Source organism: uncultured Streptococcus sp. (genome assembly GCF_963516515.1).
Lineage (GTDB): Bacteria > Bacillota > Bacilli > Lactobacillales > Streptococcaceae > Streptococcus.
In genome coordinates this window covers 1-25,086 of sequence record NZ_CAUQCJ010000026.1, presented here as the reverse complement: position 1 = coordinate 25,086, position 25,086 = coordinate 1, and the positions used below count along the sequence as shown (strand labels likewise).

General features: G+C 38.4%; 22 protein-coding genes and 4 pseudogenes. All 26 read left to right on the top strand.

What is annotated here, in order from left to right; all coding sequences use genetic code 11:
- On the top strand, positions 1-2,234 hold a 2,234-nt coding region (infB, locus tag RYL77_RS06340), incomplete at its 5' end, for a translation initiation factor IF-2 (protein WP_315010654.1).
- A gap of 250 nt (positions 2,235-2,484) precedes the next feature.
- Complete coding sequence (gene rbfA / locus RYL77_RS06335; protein WP_001273601.1) at positions 2,485-2,835, top strand: 30S ribosome-binding factor RbfA; 351 nt, start codon at positions 2,485-2,487, stop codon at positions 2,833-2,835.
- Positions 2,836-2,930: 95 nt separating this feature from the next.
- Positions 2,931-3,164, top strand: a complete 234-nt coding sequence (locus tag RYL77_RS06330; RefSeq protein ID WP_000368734.1) for a DUF1858 domain-containing protein — start codon at positions 2,931-2,933, stop codon at positions 3,162-3,164.
- Complete coding sequence (locus RYL77_RS06325) at positions 3,164-4,498, top strand: DUF438 domain-containing protein (RefSeq protein WP_315010652.1); 1,335 nt, start codon at positions 3,164-3,166, stop codon at positions 4,496-4,498. The genes RYL77_RS06330 and RYL77_RS06325 overlap by 1 nt, the downstream gene beginning before the upstream one ends.
- 9 nt (positions 4,499-4,507) lie before the next feature.
- Entirely contained in the window at positions 4,508-4,762 is a 255-nt protein-coding gene (locus tag RYL77_RS06320) for a DUF1912 family protein (RefSeq protein ID WP_000119704.1), read from the top strand.
- A gap of 95 nt (positions 4,763-4,857) precedes the next feature.
- Positions 4,858-5,253: a helix-hairpin-helix domain-containing protein gene (locus RYL77_RS06315; protein ID WP_315010651.1), complete on the top strand. Its 396-nt coding sequence runs from the start codon at positions 4,858-4,860 to the stop codon at positions 5,251-5,253.
- 278 nt (positions 5,254-5,531) lie between these two features.
- Complete coding sequence (locus tag RYL77_RS06310) at positions 5,532-6,092, top strand: GNAT family protein (RefSeq protein ID WP_315010649.1); 561 nt, start codon at positions 5,532-5,534, stop codon at positions 6,090-6,092.
- On the top strand, positions 6,092-6,670 hold the full coding sequence (locus RYL77_RS06305) for an AAA family ATPase (protein ID WP_315010647.1): 579 nt from the start codon (positions 6,092-6,094) through the stop codon (positions 6,668-6,670). Before RYL77_RS06310 ends, RYL77_RS06305 begins: the two co-directional genes overlap by 1 nt.
- A gap of 248 nt (positions 6,671-6,918) precedes the next feature.
- Positions 6,919-7,164: a hypothetical protein gene (locus RYL77_RS06300; RefSeq protein WP_315010645.1), complete on the top strand. Its 246-nt coding sequence runs from the start codon at positions 6,919-6,921 to the stop codon at positions 7,162-7,164.
- Positions 7,165-7,194: 30 nt separating this feature from the next.
- On the top strand, positions 7,195-7,350 hold the full coding sequence (locus tag RYL77_RS06295; protein WP_315010643.1) for a hypothetical protein: 156 nt from the start codon (positions 7,195-7,197) through the stop codon (positions 7,348-7,350).
- 5 nt (positions 7,351-7,355) lie between these two features.
- On the top strand, positions 7,356-8,588 hold the full coding sequence (locus tag RYL77_RS06290) for a beta-carotene 15,15'-monooxygenase (RefSeq protein WP_315010656.1): 1,233 nt from the start codon (positions 7,356-7,358) through the stop codon (positions 8,586-8,588).
- A 304-nt stretch (positions 8,589-8,892) separates the two neighbouring features.
- Positions 8,893-10,134 (top strand): hypothetical protein, encoded by a 1,242-nt coding sequence (locus tag RYL77_RS06285; protein ID WP_315010641.1) that lies wholly within the window; start codon positions 8,893-8,895, stop codon positions 10,132-10,134.
- Between the two features lie 31 nt (positions 10,135-10,165).
- Positions 10,166-11,167 (top strand): virulence RhuM family protein, encoded by a 1,002-nt coding sequence (locus RYL77_RS06280; protein WP_315010638.1) that lies wholly within the window; start codon positions 10,166-10,168, stop codon positions 11,165-11,167.
- Between the two features lie 122 nt (positions 11,168-11,289).
- Positions 11,290-13,941: a valine--tRNA ligase gene (locus RYL77_RS06275; RefSeq protein ID WP_315010636.1), complete on the top strand. Its 2,652-nt coding sequence runs from the start codon at positions 11,290-11,292 to the stop codon at positions 13,939-13,941.
- A 70-nt stretch (positions 13,942-14,011) separates the two neighbouring features.
- On the top strand, positions 14,012-15,310 hold the full coding sequence (locus RYL77_RS06270) for a hypothetical protein (protein ID WP_315010635.1): 1,299 nt from the start codon (positions 14,012-14,014) through the stop codon (positions 15,308-15,310).
- A gap of 229 nt (positions 15,311-15,539) precedes the next feature.
- Positions 15,540-16,475: a reverse transcriptase family protein gene (locus RYL77_RS06265; RefSeq protein ID WP_315010633.1), complete on the top strand. Its 936-nt coding sequence runs from the start codon at positions 15,540-15,542 to the stop codon at positions 16,473-16,475.
- A gap of 533 nt (positions 16,476-17,008) precedes the next feature.
- A pseudogene (locus RYL77_RS06260) lies at positions 17,009-17,120 on the top strand (DNA cytosine methyltransferase); the annotation flags it as partial.
- 215 nt (positions 17,121-17,335) lie between these two features.
- Positions 17,336-18,130: a Fic/DOC family protein gene (locus tag RYL77_RS06255; RefSeq protein WP_315010631.1), complete on the top strand. Its 795-nt coding sequence runs from the start codon at positions 17,336-17,338 to the stop codon at positions 18,128-18,130.
- A 239-nt stretch (positions 18,131-18,369) separates the two neighbouring features.
- Positions 18,370-19,476 (top strand): annotated as a pseudogene (locus RYL77_RS06250) (TOTE conflict system archaeo-eukaryotic primase domain-containing protein); the annotation flags it as partial.
- 244 nt (positions 19,477-19,720) lie between these two features.
- A pseudogene (locus tag RYL77_RS08985) lies at positions 19,721-20,062 on the top strand (DEAD/DEAH box helicase family protein); the annotation flags it as partial.
- Entirely contained in the window at positions 20,054-21,154 is a 1,101-nt protein-coding gene (locus tag RYL77_RS06245) for a DEAD/DEAH box helicase (protein WP_399553788.1), read from the top strand. The pseudogene RYL77_RS08985 and the gene RYL77_RS06245, both read left to right, overlap by 9 nt.
- A 21-nt stretch (positions 21,155-21,175) precedes the next feature.
- Positions 21,176-21,352 (top strand): hypothetical protein, encoded by a 177-nt coding sequence (locus RYL77_RS06240; protein WP_315010630.1) that lies wholly within the window; start codon positions 21,176-21,178, stop codon positions 21,350-21,352.
- 118 nt (positions 21,353-21,470) lie between these two features.
- Positions 21,471-22,046, top strand: coding sequence for a TetR family transcriptional regulator (locus RYL77_RS06235; RefSeq protein WP_315010628.1), 576 nt, complete (start codon positions 21,471-21,473; stop codon positions 22,044-22,046).
- Positions 22,043-22,723, top strand: a pseudogene (locus tag RYL77_RS06230) (ABC transporter ATP-binding protein). Before RYL77_RS06235 ends, RYL77_RS06230 begins: the two are co-directional and overlap by 4 nt.
- A gap of 3 nt (positions 22,724-22,726) precedes the next feature.
- On the top strand, positions 22,727-23,872 hold the full coding sequence (locus tag RYL77_RS06225) for an FtsX-like permease family protein (RefSeq protein WP_315010626.1): 1,146 nt from the start codon (positions 22,727-22,729) through the stop codon (positions 23,870-23,872).
- A gap of 404 nt (positions 23,873-24,276) precedes the next feature.
- Positions 24,277-24,864, top strand: coding sequence for a DNA-directed RNA polymerase subunit delta (gene rpoE, locus RYL77_RS06220; protein WP_000418405.1), 588 nt, complete (start codon positions 24,277-24,279; stop codon positions 24,862-24,864).
- Positions 24,865-25,086: the final 222 nt, after the last annotated feature.

Sequence of the window (25,086 nt, the reverse complement as noted above, 5' to 3'; positions counted from 1 at the left end):
CACGTATTGACTTTAAAGCCCGTGCAGCAGCCCTAAAAGCAGAACAAAATGCAGAGTATGCACGTTCAAGTGAGGAACGCTTCAAGCAGTATCAGGCTGCTAAAGAAGCCTTGGCTCAAGCTAACAAACGCAAGGAACCAGAGGAAATCTTTGAAGAAGTGGCTAAGTTAGCTGAACAAGCGCAGCAAGAGCAACAGGTTCAAGCAGTGGTTGAAGTCGTCCCTGAGAAAAAAGAACCTGCAGTGGATACACGTCGTAAAAAACAAGCTCGACCAGATAAAGAACGTGACGATTATGATCGCGAAGAAGATGGTCCTAGAAAAAACCAAAAGAATCGAAGTAGTCAAAATCAAGTGAGAAATCAAAAGAATAGTAACTGGAATAATAGTAATAACAAAAAGAATAAAAAAGGCAATAAGCAAAACAACCGCAATCAGGCTCCAAAACCTGTTACAGAGCGTAAATTCCATGAATTGCCAACAGAATTTGAATATACAGATGGTATGACGGTTGCGGAAATCGCAAAACGTATCAAACGTGAACCAGCTGAAATCGTTAAGAAACTCTTTATGATGGGTGTCATGGCCACACAAAACCAATCCTTGGATGGGGAAACAATTGAACTCCTCATGGTGGATTATGGTATCGAAGCCAAGCAAAAGGTTGAAGTGGATAATGCCGACATCGAACGTTTCTTTGTCGAAGATGGTTATCTCAATGAAGATGAATTGGTAGAGCGTCCACCAGTTGTAACCATCATGGGACACGTTGACCACGGAAAAACAACCCTCCTAGATACCCTTCGTAACTCTCGTGTTGCGACAGGTGAAGCAGGTGGTATCACTCAGCATATCGGTGCCTACCAAATCGTGGAAAATGGCAAGAAGATTACCTTCCTTGATACACCAGGACACGCGGCCTTTACATCTATGCGTGCGCGTGGTGCTTCTGTTACCGATATTACTATCTTGGTCGTAGCGGCAGATGACGGGGTTATGCCTCAGACTATCGAAGCCATTAACCACTCAAAAGCGGCCAACGTTCCAATCATCGTAGCCATCAACAAGATTGATAAACCAGGTGCTAACCCAGAACGCGTTATCGGTGAATTGGCAGAGCATGGTGTCATGTCAACCGCTTGGGGTGGAGATTCTGAATTTGTTGAAATTTCAGCTAAATTCAACCAAAATATCGAAGAATTGTTGGAAACAGTCCTTCTTGTAGCTGAAATCCAAGAACTCAAGGCAGACCCAACAGTGCGTGCGATCGGTACAGTTATCGAAGCGCGCTTGGATAAAGGAAAAGGTGCGGTCGCAACCCTTCTTGTTCAACAAGGTACCTTGAATGTCCAAGATCCAATCGTTGTCGGAAATACCTTCGGTCGTGTCCGTGCTATGACCAACGACCTTGGTCGTCGTGTTAAGGTTGCTGGACCATCAACACCAGTTTCAATCACAGGTTTGAACGAAGCGCCAATGGCAGGTGACCACTTTGCCGTTTACGAGGATGAAAAATCTGCGCGTGCAGCAGGTGAAGAGCGTGCCAAACGTGCCCTCATGAAACAACGTCAAGCTACCCAACGTGTCAGCCTTGAAAACCTCTTTGATACGCTTAAAGCTGGTGAGCTTAAGTCAGTTAACGTGATCATCAAGGCCGATGTACAAGGTTCTGTTGAAGCCCTTTCTGCCTCACTTCAAAAGATTGATGTGGAAGGTGTCAAAGTTACCATCGTCCACTCAGCGGTCGGTGCCATCAATGAATCAGATGTGACCCTTGCTGAAGCTTCAAATGCCTTTATCGTTGGTTTCAACGTACGCCCTACACCACAAGCTCGTCAACAAGCCGAAGCTGACGATGTGGAAATCCGTCTTCACAGCATTATCTACAAGGTTATCGAAGAGATGGAAGAAGCCATGAAAGGGATGCTTGATCCAGAATTCGAAGAAAAAATTATCGGTGAAGCAGTTATCCGTGAAACCTTCAAGGTGTCTAAAGTGGGAACTATCGGTGGATTCATGGTTATCAACGGTAAGGTTACCCGTGACTCTAAAGTCCGTGTTATCCGTGACGGTGTCGTTATCTATGATGGTGAACTCGCAAGCTTGAAACACTACAAAGACGACGTCAAAGAAGTTACAAACGGCCGTGAAGGTGGATTGATGATTGATGGCTACAATGATATCAAGACTGATGATGTGATTGAGGCGTATGTCATGGAAGAAATCAAGAGATAAGATTTTTGCTTCTTTCTTAGGTGGTGAGGGATGCAAGCAAACCGATGGTTTCATTGCTTATTTTTGAGCCTAGGGTCTCAAAAATCCCCTGTGATGGGACTGATAAATCAGTTCCATCACTTTCACCACGGCGAAAGAAGCGGATGAGTTCAAATTGAACTTCGTTTCAATTTGAACTGAAAATCAAAAAGTTTAAAAATAGCTAGGTCTGCTGGCCTAGCTTTTGGTTCAAAGTAGAGAAAGGAATATCATGGCAAATCATTTCCGTACGGATCGTGTGGGCATGGAAATCAAGCGTGAAGTCAATGAGATTTTGCAAAAGAAAGTCCGTGATCCGCGTGTCCAAGGCGTGACCATCACAGATGTTCAGATGCTGGGTGACTTGTCTGTTGCCAAGGTTTACTACACCATTTTGAGTAACCTTGCTTCAGATAATCAAAAAGCCCAAATCGGGCTTGAAAAAGCAACTGGTACCATCAAACGTGAACTTGGTCGCAATTTGAAATTGTACAAAATCCCAGATTTGACCTTCGTCAAAGACGAATCCATCGAATATGGAAACAAGATTGACGAGATGCTACGCAATCTGGATAAAAACTAAGAAGGAGGGGAAACCCTCTTTTTTGGTGTGTGCCAGTCATCCTTATGGTATAATAAAATAAATAATATCATTTATAAACGATAATGGAGGTCGTCATGGACAATATCATCGATGTGTCAATTCCTGTTGCAGAAGTGGTGGATAAGCATCCAGAAGTCTTGGAAATCCTAGTGGAGCTGGGTTTTAAACCCCTTGCTAATCCCCTGATGCGTAATACTATCGGTCGTAAAGTATCACTCAAACAGGGTTCTAAGCTGGAAGGAACTCCTATGGATAAGATTGTCCGCACACTGGAAGCAAATGGCTACGAAGTGATTGGATTAGACTAATGGCAGATGAACGAATTCATATCCTACGGGATATTTTGTTAGAATTGCACAATGGTGCCTCCCCTGAGTCGGTTCAGGAGCGTTTTGATGCGACCTTTACAGGTGTTTCAGCCATCGAGATTTCTCTCATGGAGCACGAGCTGATGAACTCAGACTCAGGTGTCACCTTTGAAGATGTCATGGAACTCTGTGATGTTCATGCCAATCTTTTTAAAAATGCTGTTAAGGATGTCGAAGTTGCAGATACCGAGCACCCAGGTCACCCAGTTCGGATTTTCAAAGAAGAAAATCTAGCCCTCCGTGCGGCCTTGATTCGCATTCGGAGACTGTTAGATACTTATGAGTCTATGGAAGATGAAGAAATGCTGGTGGAGATGCGCAAGGGTTTGGTCCGTCAAATGGGACTTGTGGGTCAATTTGACATCCACTATCAGCGTAAGGAAGAACTCTTTTTCCCTATCATGGAGCGCTATGGTCACGATTCACCTCCTAAGGTTATGTGGGGAGTGGATGACCAGATTAGAGAACTCTTTCAGACAGCCCTAGCGACAGCTAAGTCATTGCCAGAAGTTCCGATTTCCACTGTAAAGGAAGCTTTTGAAGCCTTTGCGACAGAGTTTGAAAGTATGATTTTCAAGGAAGAGTCCATCCTTCTCATGATTCTCCTTGAGTCCTTCACCCAAGATGACTGGCTTCAGATTGCGGAGGAGAGTGATGCTTATGGCTATGCCATCATCCGTCCGTCTGAAAAATGGGTGCCAGAAAGACAGAGTTTTGTTGAGGAAAAGAGTGCAGAGGAGCCAGTACAACTAGACACGGCAGAAGGTCAAGTTCAGCAAGTGATTGATACACCAGAAGGCCAGTTCACCATTACCTTTACCCCTAAGGAAAAGGAAGCAGTGCTGGACCGTCATAGTCAACAGGCTTTTGGGAATGGCTATCTTTCAGTCGAGCAGGCTAACCTCATCCTCAATCACCTCCCTATGGAGATTACCTTTGTCAATAAAGACGATATTTTCCAGTATTACAATGACAATGCGCCAGCTGATGAGATGATTTTCAAACGGACACCTTCCCAAGTTGGACGGAATGTCGAACTTTGCCATCCACCTAAGTACTTGGACAAGGTCAAGACCATCATGAAGGGTCTTCGTGAGGGAACCAAGGACAAGTATGAAATGTGGTTCAAGTCGGAGTCTCGAGGAAAGTTTGTCCACATCACCTATGCTGCAGTCCATGATGAAGATGGAGAATTCCAAGGAGTGCTGGAGTACGTTCAGGATATCCAACCCTACCGTGAGATTGACACGGACTATTTCCGTGGATTAGAATAAGGAGAATCAATGAGTTACGAACAGGAATTTATGAAGGAATTTGAAGCTTGGGTCAATACCCAGATTATGATCAACGACATGGCGCACAAGGAAAGCCAAAAAGTCTACGAAGAAGACCAAGACGAGCGTGCCAAAGATGCCATGATTCGCTACGAAAGTCGCTTGGATGCTTATCAGTTCTTACTTGCTAAGTTTGAAAACTTTAAGGCAGGTAAGGGATTCCATGATTTGCCAGAGGGATTGTTTGGTGAGCGAAATTATTAAACGAGAAAGATTCTTGATTTTTTACTAAAATCTTGATAGAATATTTATATTAAATCCTTGTCAGAGCAGGGATTTTTTATTGAAAGGATTTTATCATGTCAAAGAAACTCAATCGTAAAAAACAATTACGAAATAACCTCCGTCGCGCAGGTGCCTTTTCAAGTACTGTGACTAAGGTTGTAGAAGAGACAAAAAAAGTCGTGAAACGTGCAGAGCAGTCAGCAAGCGAAGCTGGTAAGGCTGTTTCTAAAAAAGTTGAACAAGCAGTAGAAGCTACCAAAGAGCAAGCTCAAAAAGTAGCCAATTCTGTAGAAGATTTTGCAGCAAACTTGGGTGGACTTCCACTTGACCGTGCCAAAACTTTCTACGATGAAGGAATCAAGTCTGCTTCAGATTTTAAAAACTGGACTGAAAAAGAACTCCTTGCCTTGAAAGGAATCGGCCCAGCTACCATCAAGAAATTGAAAGAAAACGGCATCAAGTTCAAGTAATCTTTCTTGTTCCTTGCATTTCCGAAAAAATCTTGCTACAATAGAGCCATTAGAGGTGTTTTGAATCCCACATTTTACAGAAAGTGGCGGAGCTGAGAAGTCCACAAATGTGTCAAAACTGGTTGCTAATGAATGAAAAATTGAAATAAAAGTGTCTTTTTGTTTTAAAGACGAGAGTTGCGGGCAACTGCCCGAAATTGGGTGGTACCGCGGATAAATACATTCGTCCCTGTCATGTAGATGGCAGGGGCATTTTTTGTAGAAAGCGAGGAAGAAGTATGGCAAGAGCAACATTACCTGAACGAATCGAAACGGAGCGACTTATCCTACGAGCCCGCACAGTCGCTGATGCCGAGGATATCTTTGCTTATGCTAGTCGTCCAGAAGTTTCTTACCCAGCAGGTTTTCCACCTGTCAAGGCCTTGGAAGATGAGATTTATTATCTGGAGCATATCCTTCCTGAGCGTAATCAAAAGAAAAATCTCCCAGCAGGCTACGGAATTATCGTAAAAGGAACCGATAAAGTCATCGGCTCTGTTGATTTCAACCATCGGCACGAAGACGATGTACTGGAGATTGGCTACACCTTGCACCCAGACTATTGGGGACGAGGTTATGTACCAGAAGCAGCGCGTGCCTTGATTGATCTGGCTTTTAAAGAACTTGGTCTTCACAAGATTGAACTAACTTGCTTTGGATATAACCTTCAAAGTCAACGAGTCGCAGAAAAACTTGGATTTACCCTCGAAGCTCGTATCCGAGACCGTAAAGATGTTCAAGGAAATCGCTGTGATGATTTGAGATATGGCTTGCTGAGGAGTGAGTGGGAGGTGATTTGATGCATCTTTTCATCATTGGGGCTCCGGCTTCTGGGAAAATGACGATTGGTCAAGAGTTATCTCGACTGACAGATGCTACCCTCTTTTATAACCATCAAGCCATCGATTTTGCACTAGAAATCTATCAGGATTATACAGAGGAGATGTGGGAATTTGTTCGTGGAATCACCTTTTCTTTCCTTGGAGCAAGTGCAAGAAATCAGCGATCAGTAATTTTAACTGACGTAATTGATTTTTCAAATCAGTACCAGCTGATGTATTTAAAACAAATTCAGGATTTATTGGATAACTTTCATCAAGAGATTCTGTTTGTTGAGTTGGAAACAAGTCTTGAGGAGCGTTTACGTCGAAATCGAACGGAGAATCGATTCAAGCACAAACCCTTAAAACGACATATTGAGGTATCTGAAAGAGAAATTTTAGAGACCGCTGAAACACTTCAATTAAATTCCCAACATCAACCGAATGAGTTGCACCACTACCTTAAAATAAATAATACGAATCTGTCTGCAGAAGAGGTTGCTAAGCAGATTAAAGATAAAATGAATACAATAGAGAAAGGACAAACACATATCTAAACAACTTCATGAAGACGTTCTCAAGACTCAAGAAATTCAAAAGTCTCAATCTTTTTCGTTCGTGATTCCCACAACCAAATGTTAATGGTACACTTCACCTTGGTCACGCTTGGGGAAACCTTCAAAGTCAACGAGTCGCTGAAAAAACTAAGATTTACCATTAAAGCCTGTATCCTAGGCTGTAAGAATATCCAATACAGCAGAGGTAGAGTTTGATTTATTGAAGAATGAGTTAGAGGAGAAAATAGATGGCTAAAAAGAAAAATAGAAAAAAAGAATTAAAACGCCAGCAAAAGTTGGATATCAAAGTTATTTCTGAAGAAGAGGCTGCTTGGACAGAAATAATGGCTAAAAAACCAACTTTTGTAGAACGTCGGACCATTCAAAATTTCGATGAACTACATACAACAGTGATGCAATATGCTGATGAACATGGAGAGTATCCAGATGTTCAGCTAATCAATTACCAACTGAAAAATAGGATTTTTGATTAGAATCAGGACCATGCTTTATTTAGAGAAGCTATGCATACTCCAAATACACAGAAGCGAAATGAACTGTTAAAACAAGTTTTAAAGATCAATCCAGATTATTTTGCTGATGATTTTCACCCATTCTTATCAGAGGTTGAAGATTTTGATTTACCAACCTTTAGATTAGATTTAGGAGGCAAAGATTGAAATTAATGTATTATTTTAATACTGACAATAGATTGAGGAATCTTTTTGCTCAAACTTGGAAAATACTTATGTATGCGCTAATGTATTTTCCAATAATATCTCTAATTATATTCTGTCTTACCGATTTTAAATTAGTTATAATTTTACAATTTGCCTTGATACTAATATATGTGTTTAACTATAAAAATCGATTTAATAAGTTTAGAGTTTTTCTTACTAAAAGTACTAAATCTTTAGCTTTTATGAACGCATGGGATGGAATATTTTGCGGAATCTTGACTTACATTCTTTATAACCTAAATCTGGTTGAATCAACTTTAATCAACTTATCTCAATATTTTTTTACTAATTATGGCATAAGTAAAAATCACATAAATAACTGGCTTATCATTGTAATACTTTTAATATTACCATTGGTATTATCTGTTATAAAAACTATAATATCAATCAAGATATTTAAAAAAGTTAATAAAATAGATATCTCCAAGGGAAAGACACTATGGAATGTATATGCCACGATGCTTATTAATTCGTTTTTATGGTATTATATCTATATTTATTACTTTATTTCTAAAGCTATTGATTTTCATTCCGATTTAATAACTGACATTTTTATATTTAATTCATTTATTGCGCTTTATTTAATATTCTGGTGGATAATTCATAATCTAATTAGACATGGTGCAAAAGATACCAAAGAAGTAATAGCATCATGGCTAACTGGAACAATCTGTATATTGTTGTTAGCAATATTTAATCAAGTTGAAAATGAATTAATAAATGCTTTAACTTGGTTTTTGCCAATATTAATTCCTAGTCTAATTGGAGAAATAAATTCTCAATTTGATACAAAAAAATATAAGAAAAAACCAATAAGAACTGAGAAAATGGATAGACACCTCTATCGAACTCAACTATATAGTTTTCTTACTCTATTAATGTTGAGTATTATTCCAAAGTTAACCGAAATTATTTGGGGTTTAAAGATTAAGATGAAATTGGTCGAATTTATAACTCCCGCAGCTGATTGGATGTCTGAATTATTTGCCTCAACTATAATTATTTTCGTTTGTTTCATATTATCATTAGTTATTGGGAAGGCTATAATCTGGTTATTACAGTATTTCTATTTAAACACCCATAATGGATATTACGTGTATCGTGACAACATGCACAGTGTATTAATAAATCGTAGATATAAAAGAAATATTCATAAAAGGAGAAAAAATAATGTCTAATCAACTTTCACCTAAATACACTCCATCCTATGTTTAGGATGGTCGTTAACAAAACAACTTTAAGAAGACGTTCTCAAGACTCAAAAAGATCAAAAGTCTCAACCTTTTTCGTTCGTGATTCCCACCACCAAATGTAACTGGAAAAAACTCTACCTTGGTCACGCTTGGGGGATAACCTTCAAAGCGAATGAATCACAAAGAAGCTGAGATTTACCATTCAAGCCTGTATCCGAGGCTGTAAGAATATCCAATACAGCAGAGGTAGAGTTTGATCTATTGAAGAATGAGTTAGAGGAGAAAATAGATGGCTAAAAAGAAAAATAGAAAAAAAGAATTAAAACGCCAGCAAAAGTTGGACATCAAAGTTATTTCTGAAGAAGAGGCTGTTTGGACAGAAATCATGGCCAAAAATCCAACTTTTGTAGAACGTCGGACCATTCAAAATTTTGATGAACTACATACAGCAGTGATGCAGTATGCTGATGAACACGGAGAGTATCCAGATGTTCAGTTAATCAATTACCAATTGAAAAATAGGACATTTGATTGGAATCAGGATCATGCTTTATTTAGAGAAGCTATGCATACTCCGAATACACAGAAGCGAAATAAACTGTTAAAGCAAGTTTTAAAAATTAATCCAGATTATTTTGCTGCTGATTTTCATTTATTCTTATCAGAAGTTGAAGATTTTGATTTGTCAACTTTTAAAAAAGTATTGGATTTTGAAATTCTAGTTTTAGAAAAATGGAAAGTGAATGGATACAATAGTTGGAATTATTTTGAAGCACGCCCTATCCTGTCTGCTCTTATGTTTCTGATTGAGTATTATATGATGGAGAACTTAAATTATAAGGCTGTAGAATTGATTAACCTGTATTTGAGTAAGCGACCAGAACGTTTTCCTCCTAATTTTGTCTTCTGTATGCTTTCCTTGTATCATATTACTGGTCAGGAACTAAAGGTTGAACGTTTCTATCGTGAAGAATTAAATAAAGGGAAACGGGACGATACCATTCTTATTCATGCCATCATCTCTGCTTTTTCTCAAGGAAAAATTGAGGAAGCCAGTCAGCTATTTGCAAAATTAGTGGAAATCAATGATGAAGCTGTTGAATTCTTTATAGAGGAAGATTGGCAATTCAAAGTTATAGATATCGAAGACCAAGAATGCTATTGTCCAAATTCAGTTGAATCGCTACAAGCTAGTTTGTATCCTCTATTTGATTATTTACTAGAAAATATTATTTTAACGAAATTTTTAACAAACGAAGCCAAAAAATTCCGCCGTAAACCAGTATTTTCGAATCATTCTAGTATGATAAGAAATTTATCCAAGGTCACAGACTGGTACTCCTTTATGAGCGAGGAAAAAATGAAGGGAATCCGGATGGATCTTGTTCACATCTTTGTTGAAAATGGGATTCGTAGGTCTTCAGATTTCAAAAAATGGACTGAAAAAGAAGTTCTCGCTTTGAAGGGAATTGGTCCCGTAACCGTTAAAAAGCTGAAAGAAAACGGCATAAAGTTTAAGAACGAGAAGTAATTGTTTATGGAAGGGGGGGAGGTGAATTGTCTTGAATGAAATTTCTAATTTCATCCTGTATACTACACAAAATGGCGACGTTCAGCTAGATATCCTTTTACAAGATGAAAATCTTTGGTTGACTCAAAAAGGTCTTGCAGAGCTCTTTGGAGTTGAACGAAGTGTCATTACAAAGCACTTAAAAAACATTTATGATAGCGGTGAGTTAGATAAGGTGTTAACTTGTGCAAAATTTGCACAGGTTCAACAAGAGGGGAATAGAACTGTCCGGCGTGAACTTGAATATTACAATCTGGATGCTATCATTTCAGTTGGTTATCGTGTAAATTCCAGCAAGGCTACTCAATTTAGAATTTGGGCAACCAAGACCTTGAAAGAGTTTATCATCAAAGGTTTTGTTTTAGATGATGAACGCTTGAAACAAGGACAGACAGTTTTTGGACAAGATTATTTCCGTGAACTTTTAGAACGGATTCGTTCTATTCGCTCTAGCGAACGCCGAATCTATCAACAAATTACGGATATTTTTGCCGAATGTGCCATAGATTATGATCGAAACTCAGATATTACTAAAAATTTCTATGCTATGGTGCAAAATAAATTTCATTATGCAATTACTGGAAATACTGCTGCAGAAATTATCTATCAACAAGCCGATGCTAGTAAAGAAAAAATGGGATTAACTACTTGGAAGAATGCACCTGATGGACGAGTGCTCAAATCAGATGTAACTGTAGCCAAAAATTATTTGCAAGAAAAAGAAATTCGACAACTAGAGCGAACTGTTACAGCCTATTTTGATTATATCGAGGGTTTGGTTGAGCGCCGTAATACTTTTACAATGCGAGGATTGGCAGATAGTATTGATCGTTTTCTATCTTTTAATGAGTACGAAATTTTAGAAGGAAAAGGAAGTATTTCCAAGAAACAAGCAGACTCAAAAGCCATCCAGGAGTATGAAAAATTTAACCGAACTCAAAAAATCATATCAGACTTTGATAAACATATTATGAAGATAATGAGAGAAAGTTAATGTAAAATTTTCACCGTTTCTTTGCTTATAGAAGATAATAAGAAAAACAAGATGAGTTGAATCAAAGCCTATCTTCTACATACTAATTTTATTTAAAGATATTAACTAGAAAGGACAAACACATGTCTAAAGAACTTTCACCTAAATACAATCCAGCCGAGGTTGAGGCTGGTCGTTACCAAAAATGGCTTGATGCCGATGTTTTCAAGCCTTCAGGCGATCAAAAGGCTAAGCCTTATTCAATCGTCATTCCACCGCCAAACGTAACTGGGAAACTGCACCTTGGTCATGCTTGGGATACTACTTTGCAAGATATCATCATCCGTCAAAAACGTATGCAAGGGTTTGACACGCTTTGGCTTCCAGGTATGGACCACGCTGGGATTGCCACTCAGGCTAAGGTTGAGGAGCGCTTACGTGGTGAGGGCATCAGCCGCTATGACCTCGGTCGTGAATCTTTCTTGACGAAAGTCTGGGAATGGAAAGACGAATATGCGACAACCATCAAGGAACAATGGGGCAAGATGGGGCTCTCTGTAGACTACTCTCGTGAGCGTTTCACTCTTGACGAAGGTTTGTCAAAAGCTGTTCGTAAGGTCTTTGTGGACCTTTACAAGAAAGGATGGATCTACCGTGGTGAATTTATTATCAACTGGGACCCAGCAGCTCGCACAGCCCTTTCTGATATCGAGGTTATCCATAAGGATGTCGAAGGTGCCTTCTACCACATGAACTACATGCTGGAAGACGGCTCACGCGCCCTTGAAGTTGCTACAACTCGTCCTGAAACTATGTTTGGGGATGTTGCGGTTGCGGTCAATCCAGAAGATCCACGCTACAAGGACTTGATCGGTAAAAACGTCATCCTTCCAATCGCTAATAAACTCATCCCAATCGTTGGGGATGAGCATGCTGATCCTGAGTTTGGTACTGGTGTTGTTAAAATCACGCCTGCCCATGATCCAAACGACTTCTTGGTGGGTCAACGTCACAACTTGCCACAAGTCAACGTCATGAACGACGACGGAACTATGAATGAGCTTGCCTTCGAATTTGCAGGCATGGACCGTTTTGAAGCTCGTAAGGCAGTCGTTGCTAAGCTGGAAGAAATCGGTGTCCTCGTCAAAATCGAAAAACGTGTCCACAGTGTTGGTCACTCAGAACGTACAGGTGTTGTGGTCGAACCACGCTTGTCAACGCAATGGTTCGTCAAGATGGACCAATTGGCCAAAAATGCTATTGCCAACCAAGACACAGAAGACAAGGTCGAATTTTACCCACCTCGTTTCAACGATACCTTCCTCCAATGGATGGAAAATGTCCACGACTGGGTAATCTCTCGTCAGCTCTGGTGGGGTCACCAAATCCCTGCTTGGTACAATGCTGAGGGTGAAATGTACGTCGGCGAAGAAGCTCCTGAAGGTGACGGATGGACTCAGGACGAAGACGTCTTGGATACTTGGTTCAGTTCTGCCCTTTGGCCATTCTCAACCATGGGCTGGCCTGATGTCGACTCAGAAGACTTCAAACGTTACTTCCCAACTTCAACCTTGGTAACAGGTTACGACATCATCTTCTTCTGGGTGTCTCGTATGATCTTCCAATCTTTGGAATTCACAGGACGTCAACCATTTAAGAATGTCCTTATCCACGGTCTCATTCGTGACGAGCAAGGGCGTAAGATGTCTAAGTCACTCGGCAACGGTATTGACCCAATGGATGTCATCGAGAAATATGGTGCCGATGCCCTTCGTTGGTTCCTTTCAAACGGTTCTGCACCAGGGCAAGACGTGCGCTTCTCTTACGAGAAAATGGATGCTTCTTGGAACTTCATTAACAAGATTTGGAACATCTCTCGCTACATCCTCATGAACAATGAAGGTTTGACCCTTGAGCAAGCAACTGCTAATGTCGAAAAAGTTGTTAACAAGGAAGCTGGAAATGTCACAGACCGCTGGATTCTCCACAACCTCAATGAAACTATCGGAAAAGCTACTGCCAACTTTGACAAGTTTGAGTTTGGTGTCGCTGGACACATCCTCTACAACTTCATCTGGGATGAATTTGCGGACTGGTACGTTGAATTGACTAAGGAAGTTCTTTATAGCGACAACGAAGAAGAGAAAGTCATCACACGTTCTGTTCTCCTTTACACTCTGGACAAGATCCTTCGTCTCCTTCACCCAATCATGCCATTCGTGACAGAGGAAATCTTTGGACAAATCTCAGAAGGTTCTATCGTGACAGCAGAATACCCAACTGTTAACCCAGCCTTTGAGGACCTTGCTGCCCATACTGGTGTGGAAAGTCTCAAAGACTTGATCCGTGCCGTTCGTAATGCGCGTGCGGAAGTAAACGTAGCCCCAAGCAAGCCTATCACCATCCTTGTTAAGACAAGCGATAGCGACTTGGAAGCCTTCTTTAACAGCAATGTCAACTACATCAAACGCTTCACAAATCCAGAACACTTGGAAATCGCGTCAAATATTCCTGCGCCTGAACTTGCTATGTCAAGCGTCATCACAGGAGCAGAAATCTACCTGCCACTGGCAGACCTCCTCAATGTCGAAGAAGAACTGGCCCGTCTCGACAAGGAACTGGCTAAATGGCAAAAAGAACTGGACATGGTCGGTAAGAAGCTCTCTAACGAACGCTTCGTAGCCAACGCCAAACCAGAAGTCGTCCAAAAAGAACGCGACAAACAATCCGACTATCAAGCTAAGTACGACGCGACCGTCGCACGTATTGATGAGATGAAGAAACTCGTTAAATAAACACAGAAACACGGTGATGAGCCGTGTTTTTTGGTATAATGAGATTAGAAAAAAATTTAGGTGTTCATTAATGGATAATAGTCAAGACGTTAAGAGTAAATTAGAGACAAAATATTTACAAATTACTCAAAAAAATAGGAATAATATTGATAGCTGGATTAAAGAAGCGATTGACTTACAAAGTACTTTTTTTAAGAAAAATAGTGATTTTGATGAAATATATTTTTCGATGTTAGATAAATATAACTACTATTCCAAAAGTAGAATTCAAGAATTTCTGAAATCTATTTTATCTTCTTTTGATAATTATTTGTTTACTTATTTAAAAACAGAGGATGCAAGAGCAGAATCATCGAGTATAATTGCTCCTCTTTTATTTGAAATAAAAAAAAATGGTAGAGCTGAAGTTTACAATGGTTTAACTGAAACATTGTTAAAAAACTTGATTAGATTTATAGGAGAATATAGAGCATGGGTGGAACTTTTAGAAGAGTGCGGGGGTCCCAATAAAGAGTTAGATGATTTTGAGGACGAAATAAGAAAGTCTGCAAATTCTAATAACATCATAAAATATAAGAGCTTAGATCGTATTGTCATATTTGAAGACTTTGTAGGAACTGGTACTAGTTTAGTATCCAATTTCCTTAATAGACGAGAGATTTCAGAATATGTAAACAAGCTAAAAACATTTGGAATAAAATTAACTTTTTTGTTTTTAGAGATTAGTAGTCAGGGAGAAAAAAAATTAGTCGAATATATTATTCAAAATGGTTTCGAAGATACAATTGATTTTTTTGTTCCACAAGATTCCACCGGTTTTACTAGTTTTAAAGGTGATTATAAAGAATTAACAAAAAAATTAAAAATTAATGATGAAAAATATAGTTTAAATGCTTTGGTCTCCTCGTATTTAGACACACCTAATAATACAATCGCATTATTTTGGAAAAGTAATACTAGGAGGAATTGGGAACCATTATTTCCGAGAACTAATTGGTCTTTGTTAGAGAGAGAAGATGAATTAAATAAACTTGAAGAATTATTAGAAAAATGTGATTTTAGATGTAGTAAAGGTATTAAGTTATCGACAATAAAAACAGATCGAAAAATTAATTTAAAAATATTAGTATTATTGAAACATATAAATAATGTTAAATACGTACAGGCGACTAGTATTGTAGCTAGAATTTTAAAATCACCATCTGGATTAATACACCAAATTCTAAACGCTTTAAAAAATGCAGGATATATCGAATTGGAGGGAGACTTTTCAAATGTGAAATTAACGACATATGGCAAATCAACTATAGCGGGGGTAAGTAAGTTACCTAAGTTGGATGATTTCATTGATGAAAATGCTTTGATTTAATTATTTTATTTTGATATAATGATAAGGAAGTAGAGATACTAAAAGTTTTAGTCAGGTATAGCAAAGTTGCTATACTAACGTGATTCTTTATGAAGTAATTTCATGCCATGGAAAATTTTTCTACATTTACATTTCGAAAAATTTCCCATACCTTTAACTTACTTCACAAGTTCCGTAAGTTAAGTACTTCATTCCATCAACTATAGTTGATGGTTTTTTTGGAGGAAATATGTTTCCAAAATTGATTAGTGTGCAACAGTTAAAAAAACTCTTTAAAATAGAATTAATCAGCAGTATTGAAGATTTTGTAGAAAAAAACAATCAAGTGTATCCTAGAGTTAAGAAAAATGGGGAAATTAGATTTATCTCGAATCCTACTATTCATTTGAAATCGATTCAAAAATGGATTGTGGAACAAATATTATCGAAAAATGATTGTTCAGAATTTTGCCATGCATATGTAAGAGAGAAATCAATTTTTACGAATGCAAGAACTCATATAGGAAATCAGAATCTTTTAAAAATGGATATTCACAATTTTTTTGATTCTATTCCACATACTTCAGTAAAAAAAATATTTATTACAATGGGATATAATTTAGAAGTTTCTCATTGTTTGGCTCTTTTATGTACATATAAAGGATATGTGAGGCAGGGATTTGTTTCGAGTCCTATGGTATCTAATATTATTATGAAAGAGTTTGATGATTGGATTATTAAATTACTTCATGAAGATGAATATTCGAAATTTGATTTTAAATATTCAAGATATGCAGATGATATTGCTATTTCTTCGAAAAAAAAAGCTGTGTTTCCTTTAGTAGTTATAAAGGAGAATATATCTGATTACCTTGAAAAACATGGTTTCATTGTAAATAACGATAAGATTAAATTAATAAAAGGGAATGGTCCTAAGATAATAACAGGTATTGTTGTCAAAAACAATTCAATTTCGGTTCCTAATAAATACAAACGGAAGTTGTTAAAAGAACTATATTATTGTGAAAAATATGGTGTCGAATCTCATTTGCTATATACTGGACAGTATGGAAAAACAAATTATAAAGAGTATTTACTAGGAATCGCAATGTACATCAAAAATACTGATTATCAATTCTATAATACTATTAGAGAAAGAATAGATGCTTTAAATATTGATTATTGATTTCAAAAAAAATTTTATTTAAAAATCATATACAAAGAGAGAATTGTTTTAAAAATTGAATTTAAATTATCGTGAATATAATATTGCTAAGACTAGTCCATTCTACTTTTATTTTAGTCTCAACGATTGCACTCATTTGATTGAACCAGTCGTTAAAAACTCTCAAATATCTTTTCCAAGAAAGATTTTTAGCAAAAAGGGATATATTCTTGAGAAGTACCTGATGCTTTTACTACTTAATCTATCTGCTGAGTGAGCATTAAAAATATTCTGCCCTAAAGTATCTTTTCCATGAATGTGATTGAAATTCATAGTTCCAAATTGATGAGCTACAGAATTTGGAATTCGGACATAGAATTCTCCTTCAATCTGAAGTCGTGGATTTATGTACCTATAAATTCCTCATCCAATATGATTGTCTGTCCAGTATTTTTATGTTTAAAATGATACACTGATGTAGTTAATCATATTTTTAAAAAGCAACTCACTACACAACAAACTCTCTACGTTCGAACCGACCTGAGAAGTACAAGATTGTAGCTTTCTTCTTAAGTGTTAGGGGGAATTGAGTTGGGATTTGAACAGACCAACGAGTTCAGAGTGGTGTATGCCAATGACTTCGATAAGTCTACTCGTCAGACTTATTAGTTCATTTATCCAGAGATATCTCGATAATCATATAATTCAGTCAAAGAACATTCCAGATGACTGTATGATATATTGAGTGTAACTTGTTCACTATTAAGATGAAGTATATATTTCATAGAACCTATTATGAGGGCATTTTATAGTTTTAGCCAGTTTCCAACCAATTTCATGACTTACTGGTACTGAAGAAAAACAATTGAAAGGATCTTTCTATGCAATCAACTTACAATATTGATGATCCAAACTTGTCTTATGAAGCTAAGCGTGACTTATGGCGGATAGGTTTTGGTCTGCAGAAAGTTGACAATCTAGTGCCATCAGCTTATATGGAATCTTTGGCTGAGAAACAGGCTCGGGGTGAACTGACTTATGAGCAGGTTTATGAGGATGCAACGGCTTATCATCATACTATTGATGCGAGTACGGAGGAGGCAGACTTGGTTTCTCTTCGTATCGTGGAACTATTATCTCGAAGAGGCTTTAGCTTCAGTCCTGCAACCTTACTTGCTATTCATAAGGAGTTGTTTCAAGATATATTTGAAACCTCTATTCCGGTGGGGCAATTTCGTCAGACCAATATCACAAAGAATGAACCTGTTTTGAATGGTGAAAGTGTTGTGTATTCTGATTACTCCATGATTCAAATGACATTGGATTATGATTTTAATCAGGAAAAACAAGTTGCATATGCGACACTAACCCAGGCGGATGTGGTTAAACAAATCCAGCATTTTATTTCAGGAATCTGGCAGATTCATCCATTTCGCGAAGGGAACACTCGGACGGTAACGGTTTTTTTGATTCAGTATCTTCGTGAGTTTGGTTTTGATATTGATAATACACCATTTCAGCAACATGCCAAGTATTTTCGTGATGCCTTGGTATTAGATAATGCAAAGATTTTACAGCGACGTCCTGAGTTTTTAACAGCTTTTTTTGAAAATCTCTTACTCGGTGGTCAAAATGATCTGTCATCAGAAAAGATGTATCTAGAACTCGATCTTTAAAAATCCTAATACTGAGTAAACATTGAATTTTAGGCAAAAATGAAGTAAATATTCCTACAAGAAAACGCATATCATCAAAGATTTAGGTCGCTTGATAATATGTGTTTTTTTAGTTTTATAGATTGCTCGTTTAAACTCTATTTATCTCGTACTTTCAGTGCTATTCGGATTTTATATTCGTGTACAATTTCAGCCATTCTTGTTATAATCAGCCTATAGGAATCAAGGAGGTGCTTGTTATGGCTGTTTTTGTGTCTTTGGATGGAATTGTGGTAGAGGTACTTGATGTCTTTTCTTCTTTTAATGGGGATAGTGAGTTTTTCTTGTGTAAACGTCTTAAAGACAAGAGCCAGTTTGTGATGGAACGCTCTCGGTTCGAGGAGATGTTCCAACTTCAAAGTAGTCACTTGACGACGCAAGAAAAATTACAATTGTTTACCTCTGTGTTTGCTGGCCGTTATGATGTTTATGCTAAGAGTTTTATCAATGATCAAGGGAAAATTCAGTATTTTCCTTCCTATGATTATGGTTGGAAGCAGTTGCCGCATGAAAAACGGAGTTTCCAGACATTGACGGACTCCGTTTTGAAATCTCATTTTCGTGGGGAGACAGCTATCGGTATTTTTCCTATGCACTTAGATGATAGCTGTTATTTTTTGGTACTGGATTTGGATGAAGGAGATTGGAAAGAAGCCAGTTTAGTCATTCGAAGAATAGCCAGGGAACGCCAGATGGAAGGCCATCTAGAGATTTCTCGTTCGGGTCACGGACTCCATATTTGGTTCTTCTTTGAGGAAGCAATTCCGAGTCGAGAGGCTCGCTTATTTGGAAAGAAACTGTTAGAACTGGCTATGCAGGAAAGTATGCAACTGTCCTTTGATTCTTTTGATCGCATGTTTCCAAATCAGGATGTTCTTCCGAAGGGTGGATTTGGTAATTTGATTGCCTTGCCTTTTCAAGGAGATGCTTATCACCAAGGGCGAACGGTCTTTGTGGACGAACATTTTCAACCTTATGAAGACCAATGGAGGTATTTACAAGAAATTCATAGGATTTCAACTGCTAAAGTGGCACTCTTAATCCAAGAGGAGTTAGGCAAGCAAGAATTGGATAAGGAGTTAAAGGTTGTCTTATCCAATACTATCCAACTTGAAAAATCGTCTGTGACACCCAAGACACTGTTTTTCTTGAAAAATATGGCTTCATTTTCTAATCCCGAATTTTATTTAAAGCAGGCTATGCGACAGCCAACCTATCAAATTCCTGAGCGAATGTATTTATTTGGAGAATCCGATCATTATTTATGGCTGCCAAGAGGTTTGCTATATCCATTGCAAGATAAATTTAATACTCTTCGAAAATCAAATTCAAACCACGTCAGCGTCGCCTTACCGTACTCAAGTACAGCCTGCGGCTAGCTTCCTAGTTTGCTCTTTGATTTTCATTGAGTATGAGCAGGGATCTGTGGAAGGTAGGAGAAAGGTACAAAGGTCTATTAGAGTAGCATTTAAGGGAGAACTTACTTTTGAGCAAGAGTTAGCCCTGTCAGATATGATTTCCAAAGAAAATGGTTTACTCCATGCGGAGACTGGTTTTGGGAAGACCGTTTTAGGTGCTGCTCTCATCTCTGAACGGAAGACCAAAACAATTATCCTAGTTCATAATAGGCAACTCTTAGACCAATGACTGGATCGTTTAAACCATTTTTTGACTTTCGAAGAGGAAGAAGCTACCCGTTATACGGCATCAGGTCGTGAAAAGGTAATCGGCTATGTTGGGCAGTACGGTGGGACTAAGAAATGGCTGAGTAAACTGGTTGATGTTGTTATGATTCAATCTCTATTTAAGTTGGAAAATAGTCAAAGTCTTTTGGATGAGTATGAGATGATGATTGTGGATGAGTGTCATCATGTCTCTGCCTTGATGTTTGAAAAAGTTGTTGCTCAGTTTAGAGGGAAGTATCTTCACGGTTTGACGGCTACGCCTGAGCGTAAGAATGGTCATGAGCCTATCGTTTTTCAGAGAATTGGTGAGATACTCCATACTGCTGATAAGAGGGAAACGGATTTTAAACGGCAATTGCAATTAAGATTCACTTCTTTTGGTTATTTGGAGATTGAAAAGACCAAAGCAAGTAATTTTATCCAGCTTAGTGATTGGATTGCTACTGACTCAGTGAGGAATCAGATGATTCTCAAGGATATTCTAGACCAAGTGGCAGAAGGTCGGAATATCTTGGTTCTAGTAAATCGAATTCAACAGATAGATGTCTTTGAAAAATTATTGAAAGAGAAAGAGGTTGATGACTGTTATATTATTAGTGGAAAAACCAAAGTCCGAGAGAGAACAAGTTTACTAGAGACGCTAGAACAGCTAGATAAAGGATTTGTATTATTGTCAACTGGAAAATACATTGGCGAAGGTTTTGACTTACCTCAGTTAGACACGCTTATCTTGGCAGCACCCTTTTCTTGGAAAAATAATTTGATTCAGTATGCAGGTCGGATTCATAGAAACTACAAGGATAAGTCTTTGGTGCGTATTTTCGATTATGTGGATATTCATGTTCCTTATTTAGAAAAGATGTTTCAGAAACGACAAGTAGCTTATCGAAAGATGGATTATCGTGTCATCGAGGGTGAGGAGAAACAATTCGTTTATGTTGATAGTAGATATGAGAATGTGTTGAGGGAGGACTTAGCAGGGGAAAGACAGGAGTGTATGCTTATTTTACCTTATGTGCACCAGACAAAACTGATGAATTTTCTAAAAGAATTTAGGATTAGTCAAATTGAGATATGTATACCAGAGACTGTTGCAAACAAATCATGGCTATTCCAGTTGAAGAGCAAGAAGATTAAAGTGTCTTTTACTCAATCGAAAATAGTTACTCCTATTCTTTTGGTGAATAAGACCATTGTTTGGTATGGTGCAATGCCATTATTAGGGAAGGTAGATGAAATGACCATATTACGTTTGGAATCAGCTAGTATAGTTTCTGAAATAGTGGCAGGTTTACGATAGAGAAAATTTTTAAAAATTTCTATGTATGTTTTCCAGTTGAAAGAGCGTGAAGTCCTGATAGGTCAGCGGCTCAATGAACTGGAAATCAACGGTATTCGTTTAACCAAGTTTAAAAATGGTGAAATCGGTATCGAATTCATTTGGATTGATACAGAAAATCCACCTAACGATGCCATCGGCTGGGTAGCAAAGAAATAGAAAGTTCGCTGTTTTTTTGTTTAGTGTTTTACAGTTTTTTCTTGATAAGTCTTTCTTTTTTATGGTATTCTTTTATAAAACAAGTGTTGCGCAACAAATATTGCGCGAAAGGAGTCTTATGCCACCAAAGGTTAAATTTAGTAAAGAGGCTATCATTGGGACAGCTTTACAATTGGTGAGAGAAGAGGGCATGGCTAGTTTGACGGCTCGAGCATTAGCGGAGCAACTGGGAGCCACACCAAGAGTCATTTTTGGGCAATTTGCCAATATGGCCGAGTTACAAGCAGAGGTTATTGGTGCTGCGGAAATGGTTGTGGTGGAGTATATTCGTAAGGCCTTAGAAGATGAGAAGCCTTTTCGATCCGTCGGGGTTACTTATATCCTTTTCGCCTCAAAAGAACCCCAACTCTTTCAATTGCTTTTCCAAAATCCCAGTAAAGATCCGATTCGTCGCTTTCAAGATTTTCTTCCCATGAAGGATCATAGTTACCAATTGGTTCTGGATTCAATCGTCGCAGACTATCTTTTGAATGTAGAGGAGGCTGGTCGCTTGTACCAGCATCTATTTATCTACTCGCACGGGATGGCCTCAATGGTTGCTTCTGGCATTTATCAATTCAACATGGAAGAAGTGATTGGATTACTGACAGAGGTTTGTCAATCTCTCATCAAAGAAATGGTAGGAAAGAAATGATTCAACTAGAAAGTGTGCACAAAAGTTACGGCCAAACCAAGGTTTTAAAAGGGATTGATTTGCAGATTCAAGACCAGGATGATGTGGTTATCCTCGGTCCTTCTGGATCAGGCAAGTCAACTCTCTTAAACGTTCTGTCAGGTTTAGAAAAGGTAGACGAGGGACATATCCTCATTCAAGGACAGGATTTAGCTCAACTCACAGATATTCAATTGACAGCCTTTAGACGTGAGAGGATTGCCTTTATTTTTCAGCAGTATTATTTATTGCCTAATCTAACAGTCAGATAGAATGTAAAGATGGGGGCAGACCTGGCAAATAATCATGATTTTTTGCAGATTATCGAGGATTTGGGACTTGGCGATAAACTGGACAAGTATCCGAGTGAATTGTCAGGTGGGGAACAGCAGAGAGTCTCCATTGCTCGGGCCTTGGCCAAAAAGCCAGAGATTCTTTTCTTAGATGAACCGACGGGAGCCCTGGATGAAGAAACGGGGCGCAAGATTCTCGACTATATCTGGGAGTTAAAGGAAAAGCTTGGTTTGACTCTCATCATGGTGACGCATAACCAAAATATTGCGGATATGGCAAGAACCATCATTCGTGTCAATAGTGGCAAGATTACCGAAGTTGTGACCAATGATCAGCCTCAGACTGCTTATGAGATTGGATGGTAAGCCATGTTTTCAGTAAAAGATATTCGAAAATTAGTTGTCGTCAGTATCATTGGAGCTTGTGCGGTCTTTGTGGCCAATCTCTTCTTGAATTTTTACCTTGATATCGAGCAGTTGGAGATTTCTAAAACCAATCCCATGATTCAGACCTACTATGATGTTCAGATTTCGCTTTCTTGGATGGTGGCCATGGTCAGTGGAGTCGTCTTGTCCTTGACGTCGGTCCTTCTCATGTGTTTTTATATCAAACAATTTGTCGATGATCACAAGGAACAATTAGGAATTTTAAAGGCTTTGGGCTATAGCAATGGCCAGTTGGCTAAACGATTTTGGGCATTTGGACTCAGTTTTGGTGCCGGAGCGCTTCTTGGCTATTTCGCTTCTTTTCTTATGATGGGGCATTTTTATGACTTCCGGAATGAAAAGGGGATCTTGCCAGAAATCACCATTCATTTTCATTGGCAGCTCTTGCTTGCTTTTGTGGTCCTTCCAACGGCATTTTTTATGCTTATCGCGGTTGGTTATGCTAGAAGACAACTACAAACGCCGGCTCTTCGCTTATTGAAAAAGTCCCCAACACCAATCAAGGTCAAAAGGAGAAAGAGGGCTCCTAAGAAAGAGAAAGACTTCCTAAAAGAGCTGTCTTCGTCACTAATTTGGGGGAGAAAATCTATCCTATTTTTTGTAGTCTTTGGCTCTATGTGTTTTGCGGCCATGGTTCAATTATCCTTTGGTCTAAGGGACTACACAGATGACATCATCCAAACCATGATGATCATGATTGGCTTGATCCTTTCTTTCTCTATTCTCTTTTTGTCATTGGGGATTGTCGTCTCAGAAAGTCGCGAAACCCTGGCTCTTATGAAGGCTTTTGGTTACACAGATCGTGAATGCCAAGGTCATATCCTATCTCCCTATCGTTTCTGGGCCTATCTAGGATTTGTTCTTGGGACGGCTTATCAGTACGCTATCATGGAAATCTTGATTGGTGTGATCAAAGATACGGTTCCTGAAAAGATTGAGCATCACTTTGATGGGAATGTTTGCTTCTGGACTTTGATCGGTTTTGCTGTGGTTTATGAAAGCCTCTTTTATCTATCCAACAGAAAACTCCAAAAGCAAACCATCAAAGAAGTACTCTTAGCTGAATAAATAGAGAAGGTTGGATTCTCCAGCCTTTTTCTTATGAAACTCATTAACAAGAGAAGGATTTTTCACTATTCTAGGGAAAATGAAATAAAGGAAAGAAAACGAAGTTACTGGCAGGACCTGAAATGATCTTTTTACTTGATTTGACGCAACAAATAATCCTTTATCTCTGTAGGAATCCTCTTGCAATTTGTGGTTGGTATTGGAGTTGCAGCCTTGAGTTATAAATAAATCAATATACCTGTGGTCATGTTACACAGGTCTTTCAATTAGCTGAAATATTTCACCTTTATTTTTTCTTAACCTTTGACTATTCCGCAAAATTATCGTAAAATAAAGAGTAAATGATAAAATGAGGTCAGAGTCTATCCGCTCTGGCGATAGTAGTATAAATGAGGAGAAACGCTTTGGAATTAGAAGTATTTGCTGGGCAAGAAAAAAGTGAACTATCTATGATTGAGGTAGCGCGTGCTATCTTGGAACTTCGTGGTCGCGATCATGAGATGCATTTTAGCGATCTTGTAAACGAAATTCAAAACTACCTTGGAACATCAAACAGCGATATCCGCGAAGCTTTGCCTTTGTTCTACACAGAGTTGAACTTTGACGGTAGCTTCATCTCACTTGGAGACAACAAATGGGGTCTTCGTTCATGGTATGGTGTAGACGAAATCGACGAAGAAATCATCGCTCTTGAAGAAAATGACGACGATGAAGTAGCACCAAAAGCTAAGAAAAAACGTGTCAATGCCTTCATGGATGGCGATTCAGATGCTATTGACTACAATGCGGATGATCCAGAAGACGAAGATGCATACGAAGCAGATCCAGCTCTTTCATATGATGATGAAAATCCAGATGATGAGAAAAATGAAGTGGAAGCTTACGATGCAGAAATCAACGAAATTGCTCCAGATGACTTGGGTGAAGACGTGGATCTTAACGAAGAAGACGACGAGTTTTCAGACGATGATGCTGAAAACATCGAGGAATAAAAATTAGCTATTGACAATTATCCTATTTTTAGGTATCATATTGTTCGGGCACCTCTTTTAGAGGTCGGGGCTCCCTAGTTCTTAGGGAGCTATTTTTGTTTTTTCAAGAAGTTATCTTCTTGTATTTTATACTCAATGAAAATCAAAGAGCAAACTAGGAAGCTAGTCGCAGGTTGCTCAAAGCACTGCTTTGAGGTTGTAGATAGAACTGACGAAGTCAGC